General features: G+C 56.7%; 19 protein-coding genes. 8 read left to right on the top strand and 11 right to left on the bottom strand.

The window, feature by feature from the left end:
* Positions 1-389 precede the first annotated feature (389 nt).
* On the bottom strand, positions 390-950 hold the full coding sequence (gmhB, locus tag FS690_RS09635) for a D-glycero-beta-D-manno-heptose 1,7-bisphosphate 7-phosphatase (protein ID WP_113655009.1): 561 nt from the start codon (positions 948-950) through the stop codon (positions 390-392).
* 187 nt (positions 951-1,137) lie between these two features.
* Here gmhB and metN point away from each other — a divergent pair, with 187 nt between their 5' ends.
* From metN to proS, 6 genes are all read left to right on the top strand, one after another.
* Positions 1,138-2,169: a methionine ABC transporter ATP-binding protein MetN gene (gene metN / locus FS690_RS09630; protein WP_071669040.1), complete on the top strand. Its 1,032-nt coding sequence runs from the start codon at positions 1,138-1,140 to the stop codon at positions 2,167-2,169.
* Positions 2,162-2,815, top strand: coding sequence for a methionine ABC transporter permease MetI (locus tag FS690_RS09625; RefSeq protein WP_039382787.1), 654 nt, complete (start codon positions 2,162-2,164; stop codon positions 2,813-2,815). The genes metN and FS690_RS09625 overlap by 8 nt, the downstream gene beginning before the upstream one ends.
* A 37-nt stretch (positions 2,816-2,852) precedes the next feature.
* Entirely contained in the window at positions 2,853-3,668 is an 816-nt protein-coding gene (locus FS690_RS09620) for a MetQ/NlpA family lipoprotein (protein ID WP_065650069.1), read from the top strand.
* Between the two features lie 127 nt (positions 3,669-3,795).
* Positions 3,796-4,197: an Rcs stress response system protein RcsF gene (rcsF, locus tag FS690_RS09615; RefSeq protein WP_039382781.1), complete on the top strand. Its 402-nt coding sequence runs from the start codon at positions 3,796-3,798 to the stop codon at positions 4,195-4,197.
* Positions 4,194-4,898, top strand: coding sequence for a tRNA (N6-threonylcarbamoyladenosine(37)-N6)-methyltransferase TrmO (tsaA, locus tag FS690_RS09610; protein ID WP_071669041.1), 705 nt, complete (start codon positions 4,194-4,196; stop codon positions 4,896-4,898). Before rcsF ends, tsaA begins: the two co-directional genes overlap by 4 nt.
* A gap of 89 nt (positions 4,899-4,987) precedes the next feature.
* Positions 4,988-6,706: a proline--tRNA ligase gene (gene proS / locus FS690_RS09605; protein ID WP_071669042.1), complete on the top strand. Its 1,719-nt coding sequence runs from the start codon at positions 4,988-4,990 to the stop codon at positions 6,704-6,706.
* 29 nt (positions 6,707-6,735) lie between these two features.
* Here the strand turns inward: proS and arfB are convergent, their stop codons facing one another.
* The gene (gene arfB / locus FS690_RS09600) at positions 6,736-7,146 is read right to left on the bottom strand and encodes an alternative ribosome rescue aminoacyl-tRNA hydrolase ArfB (protein ID WP_039382771.1); all 411 of its coding nucleotides are present in this window, start codon (positions 7,144-7,146) and stop codon (positions 6,736-6,738) included.
* 216 nt (positions 7,147-7,362) lie between these two features.
* On the opposite strand from arfB, the gene FS690_RS09595 reads away from it, so the two are divergent.
* Complete coding sequence (locus FS690_RS09595; RefSeq protein WP_071669043.1) at positions 7,363-7,563, top strand: YaeP family protein; 201 nt, start codon at positions 7,363-7,365, stop codon at positions 7,561-7,563.
* Positions 7,550-7,813 (top strand): Rho-binding antiterminator, encoded by a 264-nt coding sequence (rof, locus tag FS690_RS09590; RefSeq protein WP_039382769.1) that lies wholly within the window; start codon positions 7,550-7,552, stop codon positions 7,811-7,813. Before FS690_RS09595 ends, rof begins: the two co-directional genes overlap by 14 nt.
* Before the next feature lie 35 nt (positions 7,814-7,848).
* Here rof and FS690_RS09585 read toward each other — a convergent pair whose 3' ends face one another.
* The 9 genes from FS690_RS09585 to lpxA all read right to left on the bottom strand — a co-directional run bounded on the left by FS690_RS09585 (position 7,849) and on the right by lpxA (position 19,430).
* Complete coding sequence (locus tag FS690_RS09585) at positions 7,849-8,157, bottom strand: cytochrome c (RefSeq protein ID WP_071669045.1); 309 nt, start codon at positions 8,155-8,157, stop codon at positions 7,849-7,851.
* On the bottom strand, positions 8,154-9,470 hold the full coding sequence (tilS, locus tag FS690_RS09580; protein ID WP_145339493.1) for a tRNA lysidine(34) synthetase TilS: 1,317 nt from the start codon (positions 9,468-9,470) through the stop codon (positions 8,154-8,156). The genes FS690_RS09585 and tilS overlap by 4 nt, the downstream gene beginning before the upstream one ends.
* Positions 9,471-9,524: 54 nt before the next feature.
* A complete protein-coding gene (locus FS690_RS09575; protein WP_065650076.1) occupies positions 9,525-9,914 on the bottom strand; it encodes a VOC family protein in 390 nt (129 codons plus the stop codon).
* Between the two features lie 76 nt (positions 9,915-9,990).
* Positions 9,991-12,141, bottom strand: a complete 2,151-nt coding sequence (locus FS690_RS09570; protein ID WP_145339491.1) for a lysine decarboxylase LdcC — start codon at positions 12,139-12,141, stop codon at positions 9,991-9,993.
* Between the two features lie 242 nt (positions 12,142-12,383).
* Positions 12,384-13,343 carry an acetyl-CoA carboxylase carboxyl transferase subunit alpha gene (accA, locus tag FS690_RS09565; protein ID WP_039382756.1) on the bottom strand — a complete coding sequence of 320 codons (960 nt, stop codon included), beginning with the start codon at positions 13,341-13,343 and terminating at the stop codon, positions 12,384-12,386.
* 12 nt (positions 13,344-13,355) lie between these two features.
* Complete coding sequence (gene dnaE, locus FS690_RS09560; protein WP_071669047.1) at positions 13,356-16,838, bottom strand: DNA polymerase III subunit alpha; 3,483 nt, start codon at positions 16,836-16,838, stop codon at positions 13,356-13,358.
* 29 nt (positions 16,839-16,867) lie between these two features.
* A complete protein-coding gene (gene rnhB / locus FS690_RS09555; protein ID WP_108570007.1) occupies positions 16,868-17,497 on the bottom strand; it encodes a ribonuclease HII in 630 nt (209 codons plus the stop codon).
* On the bottom strand, positions 17,490-18,638 hold the full coding sequence (gene lpxB / locus FS690_RS09550; RefSeq protein WP_039382748.1) for a lipid-A-disaccharide synthase: 1,149 nt from the start codon (positions 18,636-18,638) through the stop codon (positions 17,490-17,492). Before lpxB ends, rnhB begins: the two co-directional genes overlap by 8 nt.
* A gap of 3 nt (positions 18,639-18,641) precedes the next feature.
* Positions 18,642-19,430, bottom strand: a complete 789-nt coding sequence (gene lpxA, locus FS690_RS09545; protein ID WP_039382744.1) for an acyl-ACP--UDP-N-acetylglucosamine O-acyltransferase — start codon at positions 19,428-19,430, stop codon at positions 18,642-18,644.
* Between the last annotated feature and the right edge of the window lies 1 nt (position 19,431).

Below are 19,431 nucleotides of genomic sequence, written 5' to 3'. Positions count from 1 at the left end.
ACACGTTAAGCGGTGCTCTGTGAATTAAACTTCGTAATGAATTACGTGTTCACTCAGCAAAGACTTGATATTTTTTAAAGCCCGTAGGCTTGTGATATCAATCCTGCGAGTGCCCACACAGATTGTCTGATAAATTGTTAAAGAGCGGTGCAGCCAGCGCCTTAAGCGTCTGCTGCGAGGTGGCGTATATTACGCTTTCCTCCTCCGGAGTCAACCACTTTTTTCAGCGCTTTCTCCGGCGGGGTGAATCGCTTCACGCCCTGCTGAGCCCGTCTGCGTTGCCGCTTTGCCGTCTCAGTGGTGGCGCATTATAGGGAGTTCTCGCCGGGTGACAAGCACTAATTTCAACTTTTTTATCACCCGGTTAATGTTTGCGCAAAACCGGTTATTTATGCCTGTTTGATGCGCGCCGGCAGCTCTGCCAGGCTATTTAACACCCAATCTGCTGCTGCTTCACCTTCAGCGGTAACCGTTTTACCGCTGCGCACCAGCACGCGGGTGCCGACGCCAGCGGCCTGCCCTGCCAGCATATCTTCCAGCTTATCCCCTACCATATATGAAGCGGCCATATCGATGTTCAGCTCTTGCTGCGCAGACAGCAGCATTCCAGGCTGAGGTTTACGGCAGTCGCAGTTTTGACGGTAAGCAGGCACGGTGGCATCCGGCAGGTGAGGACAATAGTAGATGCCGTCCAGGTCGATATCGCGATCGGCCAGTGACCAGTCCATCCACTCCGTCAGCTGCATAAAGGTATCTTCCGTAAACATCCCGCGGGCAATACCCGACTGGTTAGTGACCAGCACCAGCGCGTAGCCCATCTTTTTCAGCGCCTGCAGCGCTTCAATGGTGCCTTCTATAAACTGAAAATTGTCGATCTCATGAACATAACCGTGATCAATATTTAATGTGCCATCACGATCGAGAAAAATAGCCGGGACTGGGTTCGCCACGTAAATACTCCTGCTGCAATTAATAGTGCTAAGTATTGCATGATTGGGCATAGCGAGAGAATGGCAGATTGCATTACGTCGATTGATTTAGACGTCTGGATGCCTTACCATCCATTCAGCTTTCGTCCAGCTTCGCTGATCGAATATTGATACACCACGGATAACGTCAGACGATAATAATTAACTAATGATTAAACTCGAAAATATCACCAAAGTGTTCCAGCAGGGTTCACGCACAATACAGGCGCTCTCCGGCGTCAGCCTGCATGTGCCGGCGGGACAGATTTATGGCGTCATCGGTTCGTCAGGCGCGGGCAAGAGTACGCTGATCCGCTGCGTCAACCTGCTTGAGCGCCCTACATCCGGTCGTGTGCTGGTCGACGGACAGGATCTCACCGCACTCTCTTCCGGGCAGCTGACGCTGGCACGTCGCCAGATCGGCATGATTTTTCAGCACTTCAACCTGATGAACTCGCGTACGGTGGCCGGCAATGTGGCGCTGCCGCTGGAGCTGGGCAATCTGTCACGCGATCAGATCAAAGCGCGCGTTAGCGAGCTGCTGGAGCTGGTTGGCCTGAATGACAAGCATGACAGCTGGCCAGCTAATCTCTCTGGCGGGCAAAAACAGCGTGTGGCTATTGCGCGTGCGCTGGCCAGCAATCCCAAAGTACTGCTGTGCGACGAAGCCACCAGCGCGCTCGACCCGGCGACCACCCGTTCGATACTGGAGTTGCTGAAAGACATTAACCGCCGCCTCGGTATTACTATTCTGCTTATCACCCATGAGATGGATGTGGTTAAGCGCATCTGCGATCAGGTTGCTGTGATCAGTAACGGCGAGCTGATTGAAAAAGATAGCGTCAGCGAAGTTTTTTCTCATCCAAAAACGCCGCTGGCGCAGCAGTTTATTCAGTCGACGCTGCATCTGGATATTCCGGAAGATTATCAGGAGCGCATGCGCGCGCAGCCTGCCGCACAGGCTGTGCCCCTGCTGCGCCTGGAGTTTACCGGGAAATCTGTTGATGCACCGCTGCTGTCAGAAGCTGCCCGCCGCTTTAATGTGAACAACAACATTATCAGTGCGCAGATGGATTATGCAGGCGGAGTCAAGTTCGGCATCATGCTGGCAGAAATGGATGGCAGTGAAACAGATACGCAGGCCGCGATAAGCTGGCTGAAAGAACATCATGTGAAAGTAGAGGTATTAGGTTATGTCTGAAGCGATGCTGTGGTTACTGACGCGCGGCGTCTGGGAAACGCTGATGATGACCTTTGTCTCTGGCTTTTTCGGGTTTGTTATTGGCCTGCCGGTCGGCGTACTGCTGTATGTTACACGCCCTGGTCAGATTCTGGCGAACAGCGCGCTTTACCGCGTGCTCTCTGCTATCGTCAATATCTTCCGATCGATCCCGTTCATTATATTGCTGGTATGGATGATTCCGTTTACCCGCGCAATTGTCGGCACCTCTATCGGCCTGCAGGCGGCGATTGTCCCGCTGACCGTTGGCGCCGCGCCGTTTATTGCCCGTATGGTTGAAAACGCCCTGCTGGAGCTGCCGACCGGCCTGATCGAAGCCTCCCGCGCGATGGGTGCCACGCCGCTGCAGATTGTCCGCAAGGTGTTGCTGCCGGAAGCGATGCCGGGCCTGGTTAACGCGGCCACCATTACGCTCATTACGCTGGTTGGCTATTCTGCTATGGGCGGTGCCGTGGGCGCGGGTGGTCTGGGCCAGATTGGCTATCAGTATGGCTATATCGGGTATAACGCTACCGTAATGAATACTGTACTGGTGCTGCTGGTCGTGCTGGTATATCTGATTCAGTTCTGCGGCGATCGCATTGTTCGCGCGGTGTCGCATAAATAAGCCAATAACATCAATACTTCTCTATTAAGGAAAGGATATGTCTTTCACATTTAAAAAGATTGCCGCAGCAGGTGCTCTGATTGGTGCTATTGCTCTGGCCGGATGCGATCAGCAGGCAAAAGATCCCAACCATATCAAAGTGGGCGTGATTGTCGGTGCTGAACAGCAGGTTGCTGAAACTGCCGTTAAAGTGGCTAAAGATAAATATAATCTCGACGTCGAGCTGGTGACATTTAACGATTACGTGTTACCTAATGAAGCGCTGAGCAAAGGGGATATTGACGTTAACGCTTTCCAGCATAAGCCCTATCTGGATCAGCAGATCAAAGATCGTGGCTACAAGCTGGTACCGGTTGGCAACACCTTTGTTTACCCGATTGCCGGCTACTCCAAAAAGATTAAGTCGCTGACCGAACTGCAGGATGGCGCGCAGATCGCCATCCCTAACGATCCAACTAACCTGGGCCGCTCCCTGCTGCTGCTGCAGAAAGCGGGACTGATTAAGCTGAAAGAGGGTGTTGGCCTGCTGCCAACGTCGCTGGATATTGTGGAAAATCCGAAGAACCTGAAGATTGTTGAACTGGAAGCGCCACAGCTGCCACGCTCGCTTGACGATCAGCAGATTGCACTCGCGGTTATCAACACAACGTATGCCAGCCAGATTGGTCTGACCCCGGCAAAAGATGGCATCTTTGTGGAAGATAAAGATTCCCCATACGTTAACCTGCTGGTGAGCCGTGAAGATAATAAAGACGCTGAGAACGTGAAGAAGTTTGTTGAAGCGTATCAGTCAGACGAAGTGGCTGAGTCTGCGAACAAAATCTTTAACGGTGGCGCGGTTAAAGGCTGGTAAGTTCACTTCTTTTCTCTCCCGAGGGCGGCGCTTGCCGCCCTTTCTATTTCTGCATGTGGCTGCTGACTTGTTATTTGCGGGCGTCCTTGTTTCAATAACGCCACTTTTATTACAGGAGGATGTTGCCATGCGTTTTTTACCGCTCTGCCTGTTGGCGTTGATGCTGACCGGGTGCGTTCGTGAATATCACCCGATAAGCAGCGCTCCGGCTCGTCCGCAGCAGTCATCCGCTCAGCCGCAGCGCAAGCCGGCCCCGCGCCCGGCTCCGGTGAAAATCTATACCGACGCAACCGATCTGGTCAGCAATCCTTTCCGCGATCTGGGTGAAGTGTCTGGCGAAGATTGCCAGAGCAGCACGCAGGATTCGCCTCCCAATATCAATACCGCGCGTAAACGTCTGCAGATCAAAGCAGCGGGTATGAAAGCCAACGCCGTGCTGCTGCACAAATGTGAAATTGTGACCAGTACGCCAGGCTGCTACCGCCAGGCAATCTGCCAGGGCTCAGCGCTGAAAGTTTCCGGTCAATGAGTGAGTTTGCCGTTGCGCAGATTGGCGTGATCCGCTCCCCGTGGAAAGAGAAATTTGCCGTGCCGCGCCAGCCGGGCCTGGTTCAGGATGGCGGCGGTGAACTGCATCTGCAGGCCCCGTATAATCAGCCGGAAGCCGTACGCGGTCTGGAGGCGTTCAGCCACATCTGGATCCTGTTTATGTTTCATCAGACCATGGCCGGCGGCTGGCGCCCTACTGTCCGTCCGCCCCGCCTCGGCGGTAACGCGCGTATGGGCGTCTTTGCAACGCGATCAACGTTTCGTCCTAACCCGGTGGGCATGTCGCTGGTTGAGCTAAAAGGGATCCGCTGTGAAAAATCGCAGGTTATCCTGCAGCTCGGCAGCCTTGATCTGGTTGATGGCACACCGGTGATTGATATCAAGCCCTACCTGCCGTTTGCCGAAGCGCTGCCCGACGCGCGCGCCGGGTATGCTCAGGCTGCACCTGAAGCGACCATGCCGGTGCGTTTTTCAGCCGCCGCTCAGCAGCAGATTCAGCAGCAGGCGCATATTCCTCAGCTGCAGCGTTTTATTACCGAAGTTCTGGCCCAGGATCCGCGTCCCGCCTATCGCAAAGGTGAATCGCTGGATCGCGAATATGCCGCCTGGCTGCTCGATTTCAACGTGCGCTGGCGCATTGATGAAGCGGGTACTGAGGTCATTGCCGTGGATCCACGCTAAAACAGGCTTTTGAGCGCTGTTTCTCGCTGGTACACTAACGGCCAGTAACGGTCTGCTCTTCTTCTTCCATATAACTGGAATCATAATTAATGCGTACTACTCAATATCTGCTCTCCACGCTTAAGGAGACGCCTTCCGATGCAGAAGTGATCAGCCATCAGCTGATGCTGCGTGCCGGGATGATCCGCAAACTGGCTTCCGGACTCTATACCTGGCTGCCGACCGGGGTTCGCGTGCTGCGAAAAGTTGAAAACATCGTGCGCGAAGAGATGAACAACGCCGGCGCAATTGAAATCTCTATGCCGGTGGTTCAGCCGGCCGACCTGTGGGAAGAGAGCGGGCGCTGGGAGCAGTATGGCCCGGAGCTGCTGCGCATTAAAGATCGTCACGAACGTCCGTTTGTGCTCGGTCCGACGCATGAAGAGGTCATTACCGATCTCATCCGCAACGAGCTGAGCTCTTATAAGCAGCTGCCGCTTAATCTGTATCAGATTCAGACCAAGTTCCGCGATGAAGTGCGCCCGCGGTTTGGCGTGATGCGTTCCCGTGAGTTCATCATGAAAGACGCCTACTCCTTCCATACCTCGCAGGCGTCGCTGCAGGAAACCTACGATGCGATGTATCGCGCCTACAGTCAGAGCTTTACCCGCATGGGTCTCGATTTCCGCGCGGTGCAGGCTGACACCGGCTCTATCGGCGGCAGCGGTTCACATGAATTCCAGGTACTGGCGCAGAGCGGTGAAGATGATGTGATCTTCTCCAGCGAGTCAGACTACGCCGCAAACATTGAGAAAGCTGAAGCGCTGGCTCCGGCTGGCGAGCGTCCGGCGGCAACACAGCCGATGACACAGTTTGCCACGCCACATGCCAAAACCATCGCGGAGCTGGTTGAGCAGCATCAGATCCCGGTTGAAAAAACGGTTAAGACGCTGATTGTGAAGGCGAGTGAAGAGAGCGGCCATCAGCTGGTTGCTCTGCTGGTGCGTGGCGATCATGAGCTGAACGAAATCAAAGCTGAACATCTTGATATCGTCGCTTCGCCGCTGGAAATGGGCAATGAAGAGGCGATCCGTGCCGTAACGGGTGCAGGCTTTGGCTCTATCGGTCCGGTCGGTCTGACCATCCCGGTGATTGCGGACCGTACCGTGGCAAAAATGAGTGACTTCTCCGCCGGTGCCAACATCGACGGTCAGCACTTTGCCGGCATCAACTGGGGCCGCGATCTGCCGGAAGCGCGGGTTGAAGATATCCGCAATGTGGTCGAGGGCGATCCAAGCCCGGATGGTAAAGGCGTACTGCAGATCAAGCGCGGTATCGAGGTGGGTCACATTTTCCAGCTCGGCACCAAATACTCCGATGCGATGAAAGCAGCCGTACAGGGCGAAGATGGCCGCAACCAGATCATGACCATGGGCTGCTACGGTATCGGTATTACCCGCGTGGTGGCTGCCGCAATTGAGCAGAACCATGACGAGCGCGGCATTATCTGGCCTGCGGCGCTGGCACCGTTTGAAGTCGCAATTCTGCCAATGAATATGCATAAATCTTTCCGGGTTCAGCAGCTGGCAGAATCGCTCTACAGCGAACTGCGCGCCAGAGGCATCGACGTTATCCTCGACGATCGTAAAGAGCGTCCGGGCGTGATGTTTGCTGATATGGAGCTGATTGGCGTGCCGCACACCATCGTGATTGGCGATCGCAATCTCGATAACGAAGAGATTGAGTACAAATCCCGCTCCGCAAGCGAGAAGCAGATGATCAGCCAGCATGAGATCGTCAGCTTCCTGGCCAGCGCGCTGAATAAGTAATGGCAAACGCCTCCTGCGGGAGGCGTTTTTTATCGCACTTTGCCGCGCATCGCTTTTACGCTGCTGCGCCGCGATTTCCCCTCCAGCCGCCGTTCTTTTGACGCGCGCGTGGGCCGCGTCGCGCGACGCGCTTTCTCCACCGTGGTTAACTCGCGGATCAGATTGATCAGGCGCTGCAGCGCGGCCTCACGATTCATCTCCTGACTGCGATACTCCTGCGCTTTAATAATGACCACGCCTTCTGCCGTAATCAGGTGATGACTGGCAGCGAGCAGCCGCGTTTTATAAAACTCCGGCAGCGAAGATGCGCGGACATCAAACCGCAGATGAATAGCCGTCGAGGTTTTATTCACGTGCTGCCCCCCTGCCCCCTGAGCGCGGATAGCCGTCAGCTCTATTTCACTCTCCGGGATCTCAACCGTGCGCGACAGCATAATCATCTGTCACCTGCCGGTTCATACGGCGTTCTGTACTGAATTTTCCTGTTCATCAACTTAACCTTTTGTGCGCCAGCCAGCGTCCGGCAGGCCGTGCCAGCCGCTGTTCTGCTGCTTTTCTTTCTCTGTTTCCCCGCTTGCCCTGGCTGATTTCCGGGAAACCCCTGTGTTATAGTCGCCAGGCAACCAGGGTATTTATGCTCTGCTGAGGAGGTGCATGTGCAAACGTATTGTGAGTTAGTTCGCCAGAAATATGCTGAAATCGGCAGCGGTGAGCCGGGATATGTGCCCGACGCGCTGATGTGCGCGCTGAATGCACTCAATGATATCGCCGCTCATTCCGCGCTAAACTCTTCTGTCAGGGATCAGGCAGCCTCGGCTGCTGCAAACTTATTGGTGAGCGACTATGTTGACAAATGAAGCTTATAAACCCATCAATTGCGATGACTACGACAACCTGGAACTCGCCTGCACCCGACACTGGATGCTGTCACTGCAGCTGAAAAATGGTGACCAGCTGAAGGCGAAAGCGCGGGATATGGTTTCGCGCAAAAACGTCGAATATCTTGCGGTTGACCTCTCCGGGGAAACCCGCGAGCTGCGTCTCGATCACATTGCCAGCTTCAGCCATCCTGAACTCGGCACCGTGGTGGTCAGCGAAGACGAGTAGTCTCGCGGCGGGCGGACCCTCTCCGCCCGCGTTCTTTACGGCTTAAGTCCGCTATAGTAAGCCGCTAAATCCTCAATATCGGTATCGCTTAGTCCCGCCACAAACGCTTTCATCACCTCTGCCTGACCGCCGCTGCGCTCACCTTTCTGATAGGCGTGCAACGCATGCGCCAGATAAGGCGCCTGCTGCCCGGCCAGATGAGGATAGAGGGGTATTGCGCTTTTGCCCTCTGCACCGTGACACGCCATACAGCGGGCTGCTTTTTCTGCGCCCGCGGCCGCATCGCCTTCTGCCCATAGCGGCAGCGATACAAAACATAGCACAGCCGTCAGCCAGTGCCTCATGATACCTTCTCCCTGTCAGGCTGATGCCAGATCGCCTGCCAGCCCCGATCGCTGCAGGCAGCGCCTTCATGGGTAACAAACAGGCCCGGCGCGCAAATCAGCGTATGGTTATAGTAGATCAGTGGGATACGCTCCCGCTGCCAGGGCGGGATCGCCAGCTCCTGCCACAGTTTTTTCATTTCGCGTCCGCCCGCCCGTCCCAGCAGATGATAGTAGCCGCGCGCCTGAAAGCGAACGTGGACCGTTTCATCCGCCGCAGGCAGACGCAGCTCCGCGCGTGAGAAGTCAGCCAGCAGCTGACCCACTCCGCCGGGCAGCACCAGCGATCGGGTAAGCTGCGGCCAGCAGCATGCCTGGTCACGCAGCGACGGCTGCGGCGGCAACCAGTAGAGGGCATCGCGATAGCGGCGCAGCGTAAAATTTCCCAGCTGCAGCGCCGGCTGTGCATCAGTCCGGCTTGCGATAACGTCGGTACTGATGCGCTGCAGCGCCGCACGTGACGGCATCGCCCCGCCCTGCCCGGCGATCCAGCGCCGCAGCAGCGCGTTACGCCGCGCTTCGCTCATGCTCTGCAACGGCGGAAAATGCAGTGCGCCCTGTGGCGTAAGCAGCTGGCTCAGCTCCTGCTGCAGCAGCTCATCCAGCAGCTGCTCCTGCTCTGCGCAGAGCGCGGCGCTGCGGGCGCTGGCGGCGCTGAAGTGCGGCCAGCGCTGATGCAGCAGCGGCATAATCTGCTGACGCAAAAAGTTGCGGTCGTAGCGGCTGTCGTCATTGCTCTCATCCTCAATCCAGCTGAGCTGGTGCTCAGCCGCCCACTGCTCCAGCTGCTCACGGCTAAGGCTGAGCAGCGGACGCAGATGTTCATGCCCCTGCACTGTGCGCCGCGGCGGCATCGCCGCCAGCCCCGCCGGGCCGCTGCCGCGCTTTAGCGCCAGCAGCAGCGTTTCGCACTGATCGTCCAGATGCTGCGCGGTGAGCAGCTGTTCATCCGGCTGCAGCCGGGCGAACAGCGCCTGATAGCGCTCTCTGCGCGCCGACGCCTCCACGCCTCCGGCCCTGGCATCAACCATTACCGGCAATACGTCGCAGGCGATATGCCAGCGCTGACACTGCTGCCGGCAGTGTGCCGCCCACCGATCGGCGTGCGGACTCAGGCCGTGATGCACGTGCAGCGCCCGCACGCGCAGCTGCGGATGCTGCTGCTGCCAGCAAACCAGCTGATGCAGCAGCACGGTGGAGTCGAGCCCGCCGCTGAATGCCACCACGTAGCGACCGGCAGGATCCAGCAGCGCAGCAAGGTGGGAAAAAGACATAGTGCCGTTCCATCTGATGATGCCGCCTGATTGCGGCATTCTGCGGCGGCTATTTTACGCCTGATAAAGCTCCAGCGGCAAACCATCCGGATCGGTAAAAAAGGTGCAGGCTTTACCGGTCAGCGCATCGATACGCACCGGTTCGCAGGTCACGCCTTTCTCTGCCAGCGCGGCAACCGACTGTGCGACATCCTCAACGCAAAATGCCAGATGGCGCAGGCCGCAGGCTTCAGGTGCGGTTACGCGCGGCGGCGGGGAGGGAAATGAGAACAGCTCAATGGTATAGACGCCGTGCAGGCCGAGGTCGCCTTTCCATGAATCCCGCTCAGCCCGGTAGTACTCTCCCAGCAGGGAGAAGCCCAGCACATCGCAGTAGAACGCTTTGCTGCGCGGATAGTCAGTGGCAATAATCGCAATGTGGTGAATCTGTTTGATCTGTAGCATAGCGGCTCCGAAAAAAAATCTGAGCCGCCAAGCCTACGTGCCGGACGTCAGCGTGACCAGAGGCATTTATCCGAAGTCAGGGCTGGGGCGCGTCGCGCAGTACCCGCACCAGATAACGTCCATCCTCTGTCAGCGTGGTGCCGTGAATATCGGTTTCAAAGCCGGGGTAGTGGCGTCCGATGGTGCAGAGCATCAGCAGAAAGTCGAGCACGGCCCGGCTCTGTTCTGTGATCATCTCACCGGGCATGACCAGCGGCACGCCTGGCGGATAGGGCAAGATCATATTGGCGGAGATACGCCCCACCAGCTCGCGGATATCCACGGTTTCAACCTCGCCTTTGACCTGATGCTGGAACGCCTGATGCGGCGTCATTTTCATTTCAGGCAGGACATCAAACGCTTTCAGCATCAGCCGCGGCAGATCGTGCTGCAGGATCAGCTGGTGGATCCCCTGCGCCAGCGTCTGGATCCGCATATTGCGATAGAAATCGGGATCCTCCGCATAGAGATCCGGCAGCATATTTTTCACGCGCAGATTAAGATCGTAGGCGCGTTTAAATTCAGTCAGACCGCGCAGCAGGCTCATGGCGCGGGTTTTATCGATCCCGATACTGAACAGAAACAGCAGGTTATAAGGCCCGGTTTTCTCTACCACTACGCCGCGCTGATCGAGAAATTTCGCCACCAGCGCCGCCGGGATCCCCTCTTCCGCCATCGCGCCCAGTTCGCTCATGCCGGGCGTCAGGATCGTGACTTTAATGGGATCGAGATACATATGATCGCGATCGGCCTGCTGAAAGCCGTGCCACGCCTCTTCCCCCGGCTGGATCGGCCAGCACTCTGCCTCATCCACCTGCTCCGGCTGCCAGATATCAAAGAACCAGCCGTCCGACTCTTCACGCAGCCGCTGGATCTCGCGCCGGAAGTGCAGCGCGCGCTCGACCGAACGGTTGATTAGCCGCTTACCCGGGTTGCCGCGTAGCATCGCCGCAGCGGTTTCAATCGATGACACAATACCGTAGCTCGGCGAAGTGGTGGTGTGCATCATATAGGCTTCGTTAAAGGTATCGTGGTCGTAGTCGCCCTTGATATGAATCAGTGAAGCCTGGGAAAACGCGGCCAGCAGCTTATGGGTGGATTGCGTTTCATAGATCACCTTACCCGGGATCCGTTCACCGCTCATGCCGCTTTTTCCGCTGTAGATGGGATGGAAATTGGTATACGGCACCCAGGCGGAATCGAAGTGGATCGACGGCACATCCAGCGTCTGCTTGATATATTCCGTGTTGTAGAGCAATCCGTCGTACGTTGAATTGGTGATCACCGCATGGACCGGCCAGCTGGCGCGCGGCGTGCTATCCACTTTGCTCTGAATAGCCTCCCGGGTAAATTCACGCTGCGGAATACCGCCCAGAATGCCCAGCGCATTACGCGTTGGCTTGAGCCAGACAGGCACGATATCGCTCATCATCAGCAGATGGGTCAGCGATTTGTGACAGTTGCGGTCAATCAGTACCGTACTGCCTGCCGGGGCGGCATACATACCGACAATTTTGTTTGAGGTTGAGGTGCCGTTGGTCACCATATAGCTCTGCTCTGCCCCAAAGGTACGGGCAATATACTCTTCGGCGTCGAGATGCGGGCCGGTATGGTCGAGCAGCGACCCCAGTTCGGTGACGGAGATAGAGACATCGGCTTTAAGCGTGTTAGCGCCGAAAAAGTCATAAAACAGGCTGCCGACCGGGCTTTTCTGAAAGGCGGTACCGCCCATATGGCCTGGCGTACAGAAGGTGTATTTACCCTCTTTAACATAGGTAAACAGCGCTTTGGTCAGCGGGGGTAGAATTTTATCGATGTACTCATCGGTATACTGGCGGATATGCAGCGCGATATCGTCTGCGGTGCTGAGCGCATATTCAAAAAACTGCAGCGCCATGCGCATTTCATTAACGCTGACGTCCATCTGCGAATGGGTGTTGATAAAGGTGTAGAGCGGCAGCGACTCATTGAGCTGGTTGATGTCGCTGCAGAGCGCCATGCTGTACTCATCCCAGTCAAATACGACGCCGCATACGCGCGGGTTGTGCTCAATCAGCTTCAGCAGGTCGCTGGCATTGCTGGGATAAACGGTGTGAAAGCCCTGCAGTTTCAGCGCGGCATCCAGTTCACGAATCGGTTCATCTTTGTAGAACGCGCCGTGCGGTCCCATGATCGCAATAATATTCAATGCTCACCTCCTGTGGTCTTGTGGCACAGAGTAAGGATAGCGAAAAGTGGCCGGAGAATGTTCCGGAATAGCGCCGTTGCAGGCCTGATGTTTTCAGCGATGCATTTCGGTCGCCATAAATGGCGCCCCTGGGGGATCGCTGCCGCCATAAATGGCGGTCCTGCAGGGAACTCAGGCCCGATCGTGGAAAACAGGCATAAAAAAAGCGGACCGGAGTCCGCTTTTTTGCTGCAGGGCTTACCTTACGCGTAACCGTAGTTCATCAGGCGCTGGTAGCGGCGATCGAGCAGCTCTTCCGTGCTCAATCCGTCGAGATCGGCCAGGTCGGCCAGCAGCTGCTGCTTCAGAGAAGCGGCCATATCAACCGGACGACGATGCGCGCCACCCAGCGGCTCAGGAATGATCGAGTCAATCAGCTTCAGCTCCTGCAGACGCCCGGCGGTGATGCCCATCGCTTCTGCCGCCAGCGGCGCTTTGTCTGCGCTTTTCCACAGAATTGACGCACAGCCTTCCGGTGAGATCACTGAATAGGTGCTGTACTGCAGCATATTCACTTTGTCACCCACGCCAATCGCCAGCGCGCCACCGGAGCCGCCCTCGCCAATCACGGTGCAGATCACCGGAATTTTCAGGCCAGACATCTCACGCAGGTTACGGGCAATCGCTTCAGACTGACCGCGCTCTTCAGCGCCCACGCCCGGATAAGCACCCGGCGTGTCGATAAAGGTGATGAGTGGCATCTTAAAACGTTCTGCCATCTCCATCAGACGCAGCGCTTTACGATAGCCTTCTGGTGCAGGCATACCGAAGTTACGGCGAATTTTTTCTTTGGTTTCACGCCCTTTCTGATGACCAATGATCATCACCGGACGGCCATCCAGACGTGCGATACCACCCACAATCGCTTTGTCGTCAGCATAGGCGCGATCGCCTGCCAGCTCGTCAAAGTCGTCAAATGCGTTGCGCACGTAGTCCAGCGTATAGGGACGCAGCGGATGACGCGCCAGCTGCGCGACCTGCCATGCACCTAAATCGGAGAAGATTTTACGGGTCAGTTCAACGCTTTTCTCGCGAAGGCGCTGAATCTCTTCATCCAGATTAATATCGTGTTTCTCATCTGAACGGCCAATCGATTTCAGCGAATCGATCTTCGCTTCAAGTTCAGCGATCGGCTGTTCAAAATCCAGGTAATTAAGACTCATAATGTTCCTGTTTTAGTCAAACTCCAGTTCCACCTGCTCCGATCCTACTAACGACCGCAGGTCGTTAAGTAAACGATCGCTGGGCGAAATACGCCACGCTGCACCAAAGCGCAGCTTTGCCCGCGCATCTGCTCTCTGATAATAGAGATGTACCGGAATGGTCCCGGAACGATGAGGTTCCAGAGACTGGCGGAGACGGTTTAAAAGCTGGTCATCAATTTGCCTGTCCGTCAGCGAGATAGCAAGTCCGCGCGCATATTTTTCCCGCGCTTCATCGATATCCATCACTTCCCTGGCGGTCATTTTAAGCCCGCCGCTGAAGTCATCAAAGCTGACCTGTCCGCTGACGATCAGGATACGGTCTTTCTCCAGCAGCTGCTGGTACTTATCTAACGCATCGGTAAATAGCATGACTTCCAGACGACCGGAGCGATCGTCCAGAGTACAAATACCAATTCGGTTGCCGCGCTTGGTCACCATCACGCGGGCGGCGATCACCAGCCCCGCAGCGATGGTGACCTTGCCACGTTCAGTGGGATGCATATCTTTCAGCCGCATTCCGCCGACGTAGCGCTCAATCTCTTTCAGATACTGATTAATCGGATGCCCGGTAAGATAGAGCCCCAGCGTTTCACGCTCGCCATCCAGCTGCACCTGCTCTGGCCACGGCGTAATTGACGCATACGATTTTTCGACCTGCTCCGGCTCTTCAGCCAGCACGCCAAACATATCTGCCTGCCCCGTCGCCTCTGCTTTCGCATGCTGGTCAGCGGCTTTCAGGGCATCGCTCAGGGCGCTCATCAGCGCCGCGCGATGGGGCCCGAGCCGGTCAAACGCGCCGGACATGATCAGCTTCTCCATCACCCGGCGGTTGATTTTGCGCGTATCGGTACGCGCGCAGAGATCAAACAGCTCTTTAAAATAGCCGCCCTGATTACGCGCTTCGAGAATCGCTTCAATCGGGCCTTCACCGACGCCTTTGATCGCGCCGATGCCGTAGACAATTTCACCGTCGTCGTTGACGTGGAACGGATAGAGGCCGGCATTGATATCCGGCGGCAGCACTTTCAGGCCCATGCGCCAGCACTCATCCACCAGCCCGACCACTTTCTCGGTGTTATCCATATCGGCGGTCATGACCGCAGCCATAAATTCAGCCGGATAGTGGGCTTTCAGCCACAGCGTCTGATAGGAGACCAGCGCATAAGCTGCAGAGTGCGATTTGTTAAAACCATAGCCGGCGAACTTCTCTACCAGGTCGAAGATTTTCATCGACAGCTCGCCGTTGATGCCCATGCTTTCAGCGCCCTCTTTGAACACTGAACGCTGTTTCGCCATCTCTTCCGGTTTCTTTTTACCCATCGCACGACGCAGCATATCGGCGCCGCCCAGCGTATAACCCGCCAGCACCTGTGCGATCTGCATCACCTGCTCCTGATAGAGAATGATGCCGTAGGTAGGCTCCAGTACCGGCTTCAGACTCTCATGCTGCCACTGGATATCGGGATAGGAGAGCTCTTCACGGCCATGCTTACGGTCGATGAAGTTGTCCACCATGCCGGACTGCAGCGGGCCAGGACGAAACAGCGCCACCAGGGCGATCATATCTTCAAAGCAGTCAGGCTTCAGTCGCTTGATCAGATCTTTCATGCCGCGCGATTCAAGCTGGAACACCGCGGTGGTCTCTGAGCGCTGCAGCATATCGAAGCTTTTTTTATCATCAAGCGGAATAGCCGCAATGTCGATCGGCGGCAGCCCCTGCTTTTCACGGCGCGGGTTGATCATCTTCAGCGCCCAGTCGATGATGGTCAGCGTACGCAGGCCGAGGAAGTCAAACTTCACCAGTCCGGCATACTCCACATCATTTTTATCAAACTGGGTGACGGGGAACTGGCCGTTTTCATCGCAGTAAAGCGGGGCAAAATCGGTGATTTTGGTCGGCGCAATGACCACGCCGCCAGCGTGCTTGCCGGCGTTTCGCGTGACGCCTTCCAGCTTGCGCGCCATGTCGATCAGCGCCCTGACCTCTTCATCGGCGTCATAGATCTCAGGCAGCTGCGGTTCAGCCTGAAACGCTTTTTCCAGCGTCATGCCCGGATCGGGCGGCACCAGCTTGGAGATGCGATCGACAAAGCCATAAGGATGGCCCAGCACGCGCCCTACATCGCGGATCACCGCTTTCGCCGCCATGGTGCCGAAGGTGATAATCTGCGAAACCGCTTCACGGCCATACATCTCGGCAACGTGATCGATCACCTGATCGCGCTTCTCCATGCAGAAGTCGACGTCAAAGTCGGGCATGGAGACGCGTTCCGGATTCAGGAAGCGTTCAAACAGCAGGTCAAATTCCAGCGGATCGAGGTCGGTAATCTTCAGCGCATAGGCCACCAGTGAACCGGCGCCGGAACCGCGTCCGGGTCCGACCGGGATCCCGTTATCTTTTGACCACTGGATAAACTCCATCACGATCAGGAAGTAGCCCGGGAACCCCATCTGGTTGATAACGTTGAGCTCAATCTCCAGACGCTCATCGTAGGCCGGGCGCTTCTGCGCACGCAGCTCTTCATCCGGAAAGAGAAACGCCAGGCGCTCTTCAAGCCCCTCGCGTGATTTCACCACCAGAAACTCTTCGGTGGTCATCTCGCCGGTCGGGAACTGCGGCAGAAAATATTCGCCGAGGCGGACGGTGACGTTACAGCGCTTAGCAATCTCTACGCTGTTTTCCAGCGCTTCCGGGATGTCCGAAAACAGCTCGCACATCTCCTCTTCGCTGCGCATATATTGCTGAGGACTGTAGTGGCGCGGACGTTTCGGATCGTCCAGCGTATAACCGTCGTGGATCGCCACGCGGATCTCATGCGCATCGAAGTCCTCTTCATTGATGAAGCAGACTTCATTGGTTGCCACTACCGGTATCCCTTCCGCTATCGCCAGCTCAACGGCGGCATGTAGATAGCTCTCCTCATCGGCGCGTCCGGTGCGGAGCAGCTCAAGGTAGTAACGGTCGGGAAAGTGCTGCTGATAAAAGCTCAGACACTGCGCCACCAGCGCGTTATTGCCGCGCAGCAGGCTGCGTCCGACATCGCCGCGTCGTCCGCCCGACAGGACAATCAGCCCTTCGCCCAGCTCAATCAGCCAGTCGCGATCGAGGATAGGCCCGGCAATGCCGTAGCCGCGCTGATAGGCGCGCGAAATCAGCAGTGTCAGATTCTGATAGCCGGTGTTATTCGCCGCGAGCAGCGTAAGCTGCGTAAGCTCATCGCCCATCAGCTCGCTGGCGACCTGGAAATCAGCGCCGATAATCGGCTTAACGCCGGCACCGTGGGCGCTGCCATAGAAGCGCACCAGGCCGCAGAGGTTGGTGTAATCCGTAATCGCTATTGCCGGCATCCCCAGCGCCGCGGCTTTTTTCACCAGCGGACCGGTCTTCGCCAGGCCATCGACCATGGAGTAGTCGCTGTGCACGCGCAGATGTATAAAACGAGGTTCAGCCATATCGGTTTCCGGTTAAAACAGCGTCAGGCTTAATAAAGCGGCGCGGGTTGTACTGAGGCGTGCAGTTCGGCATCCAGCAGCGCGTTGCGCACCGGCGCAAAACTGCGACGATGATGCGGCGTGGCACCAAACTGTTTGAGCTTCGCCATATGAAGCGCGGTGGGGTAACCTTTATGCTGCGCAAAGCCATACTGCGGAAAGAGACGATCGAGTTCAGCCATTTCGCGATCGCGCGTCACTTTGGCAATAATGGATGCAGCGCTGATTTCCTGCACCAGACTGTCGCCTTTGATCACCGCCTGCGCAGGCATCGCCAGCGCCGGACAGCGATTGCCATCGATCAGCACAAAATCGGGCGTAAGGTGCAGCCCTGCCACCGCGCGCTGCATCGCCAGCAGCGTGGCATGCAGAATATTGAGCTGGTCGATCTCTTCTGGCTCAGCCCTGCCGGGGCTCCACGCCAGCGCCTTTTCGGTAATTTCATCATACAGCGCCAGACGGCGCTTTTCCGACAGCTTTTTTGAGTCTGCCAGACCAGCAATCGGGTTAGCAGGATCGAGGATCACCGCCGCCGTTACTACGGCCCCTACCAGCGGGCCGCGTCCGACTTCGTCCACGCCCGCAATACGTTGCGCATCAGGATAGATAAATTCAGCCATGAGCAATCTCCAGTACCGCATCCGCCGCCTGCTCATCGGCATTCCAGCGGATCTGCTGATGCAGTTGAGTAAAGGTTTCCAGCAGCGCGTCGCGTTCGGCACCCGCATGCAGCAGCGGCTCCAGCGCGGCGGCCAGCGTCTGCGGCTGGCACTCATCCTGCAGCAGCTCTTTAACCAGCTCCCGTCCCGCCAGCAGATTAGGCAGCGAGACGTAAGGCGTTTTGACCAGGCGCTTCGCCAGCCAGAAGGTAACGGGTTTCATACGATACCCCACGACCATCGGGCACTTTGCCAGCATACACTCCAGCGCCGCGGTGCCGGATGCCAGAATAGCCGCATCGCTGGCGATCATCGCCTGACGCCCTTTGCCATCCAGCAGGTGCATAGGCAGCTCAGGCGCAATCTCCGCTTTAATCTGTTCAAACTGCGCCCGCCGCTTTGCGTTAACCAGCGGAACCACGATTTCCAGCGCCGGGTAGCGCTGACGCAGCAGCTGCGCCGCGCGCAGAAAATCGGCGCTCAGCATTTCAACTTCTGCGCCACGACTGCCTGGCAGTAAACCCAGACAGATCGCGTCGTCTGCAATACCCAGCTCGCGACGCGCGGCCTGCTTATCAGGCTGCAGCGGCATCGCATCAGCCATGGTGTGACCGATAAAACGACACGGCACGTTAAAGCGATCGTAAAACGCTTTCTCGAACGGCAGAAACGCCAGCACCATATCGGTATTGCGGCCAATCTTAAAGACGCGCTTCTGACGCCATGCCCAGACGGAAGGGCTGACGTAGTGCACGGTACGAATACCGGCGCGCTTCAGGTTGCCTTCCAGGGTGATATTAAAATCTGGCGCATCGATACCCACAAATACGTCAGGGCGGAGCGCGGTGAAGCGCTGCGTCAGGTCTTTGCGGATGGTCAGCAGGCGTCGCAGGCGGCCCAGCACTTCGACAATGCCCATGACCGCCAGCTCTTCCATTTCGTACCAGACTTCGCAGCCTTCTGCCTGCATCAGCGGACCCGCTACGCCAACAAAGCGTGCATCAGGATGACGCGCTTTCAGCGCGCGGATCAGACCGGCACCAAGAATATCGCCGGAGGTTTCTCCGGCGACCAGGGCAATCGTTAAGGGACGCACTGACATGAATTAACGGATCAATCCACGGGTTGAACGGGCGAAGAAATCAAAGAACGGCTGGACTTCGCTGTGCTGCTGCGCCAGCGCCTCGATTTCAGGCTTTACCTCATCCAGCGTTTTACCGCTGCGGTAGAGCAGCTTGTAAGCGTTGCGAATAGCATGCAGCGCCTCTTTGCTGAAGCCGCGACGCTTGAGACCTTCAATATTGACGCCAAACGGCGTGGCGTGGTTACCCTGCGCAATAATGTATGGCGGAATATCCTGCGCCACGCCGGAACAACCGCCAACCATAACGTGAGCGCCGATAGTGCACCACTGGTGCACGGCCGTCACGCCGCCGATGATCGCAAAATCATCCACGGTAACGTGGCCGCCCAGCGTCACGTTATTTGCCAGAATGCAGCGGCTGCCAATCACGCAGTCGTGTGCAATGTGCGCATTCACCATCAGCAGGTTGTCGCTGCCAACTTTAGTCAGTCCGCCACCCTGCGTGGTGCCGCGATGAATGGTCACGCTTTCGCGGATCCGGTTGCGATCGCCGATTTCGGTGCGGGTAGGCTCACCCGCATATTTCAGATCCTGGTTTACCTCACCAATAGAGACAAACTGATAGATCTGGTTTTCTTCGCCGATACGCGTATGGCCATTAACCACAACGTGTGATTTCAATACCGTACCTGCGCCAATTTCCACGTCAGCGCCCACAATACAGAAGGGACCGATATGAACATTTGCACCCAGTACAGCACCCTCTTCAACGATGGCGGTCGGATGGATGGTGGCGGTTGAATCAATCACT

Source organism: Pantoea sp. PSNIH1 (assembly GCF_007680655.1).
GTDB classification, from domain to species: domain Bacteria; phylum Pseudomonadota; class Gammaproteobacteria; order Enterobacterales; family Enterobacteriaceae; genus Pantoea; species Pantoea eucrina.
Note: the sequence above shows the minus strand (reverse complement) of the source record. Positions and strands in the feature narration are given on the sequence as shown.

Excerpts from the sequence above, each read along its gene's own strand:
- metN (WP_071669040.1), top strand. The coding sequence starts at position 1,138 with ATGATTAAACTCGAAAATATCACCAAAGTGTTCCAGCAGGGTTCACGC.
- FS690_RS09625 (WP_039382787.1), top strand. The coding sequence starts at position 2,162 with ATGTCTGAAGCGATGCTGTGGTTACTGACGCGCGGCGTCTGGGAAACG.
- FS690_RS09620 (WP_065650069.1), top strand. The coding sequence starts at position 2,853 with ATGTCTTTCACATTTAAAAAGATTGCCGCAGCAGGTGCTCTGATTGGT.
- rcsF (WP_039382781.1), top strand. The coding sequence starts at position 3,796 with ATGCGTTTTTTACCGCTCTGCCTGTTGGCGTTGATGCTGACCGGGTGC.
- tsaA (WP_071669041.1), top strand. The coding sequence starts at position 4,194 with ATGAGTGAGTTTGCCGTTGCGCAGATTGGCGTGATCCGCTCCCCGTGG.
- proS (WP_071669042.1), top strand. The coding sequence starts at position 4,988 with ATGCGTACTACTCAATATCTGCTCTCCACGCTTAAGGAGACGCCTTCC.
- arfB (WP_039382771.1), bottom strand. The coding sequence starts at position 7,146 with ATGATTATGCTGTCGCGCACGGTTGAGATCCCGGAGAGTGAAATAGAG.
- rof (WP_039382769.1), top strand. The coding sequence starts at position 7,550 with ATGTTGACAAATGAAGCTTATAAACCCATCAATTGCGATGACTACGAC.
- FS690_RS09585 (WP_071669045.1), bottom strand. The coding sequence starts at position 8,157 with ATGAGGCACTGGCTGACGGCTGTGCTATGTTTTGTATCGCTGCCGCTA.
- tilS (WP_145339493.1), bottom strand. The coding sequence starts at position 9,470 with ATGTCTTTTTCCCACCTTGCTGCGCTGCTGGATCCTGCCGGTCGCTAC.
- FS690_RS09575 (WP_065650076.1), bottom strand. The coding sequence starts at position 9,914 with ATGCTACAGATCAAACAGATTCACCACATTGCGATTATTGCCACTGAC.
- accA (WP_039382756.1), bottom strand. The coding sequence starts at position 13,343 with ATGAGTCTTAATTACCTGGATTTTGAACAGCCGATCGCTGAACTTGAA.
- dnaE (WP_071669047.1), bottom strand. The coding sequence starts at position 16,838 with ATGGCTGAACCTCGTTTTATACATCTGCGCGTGCACAGCGACTACTCC.
- rnhB (WP_108570007.1), bottom strand. The coding sequence starts at position 17,497 with ATGGCTGAATTTATCTATCCTGATGCGCAACGTATTGCGGGCGTGGAC.
- lpxB (WP_039382748.1), bottom strand. The coding sequence starts at position 18,638 with ATGTCAGTGCGTCCCTTAACGATTGCCCTGGTCGCCGGAGAAACCTCC.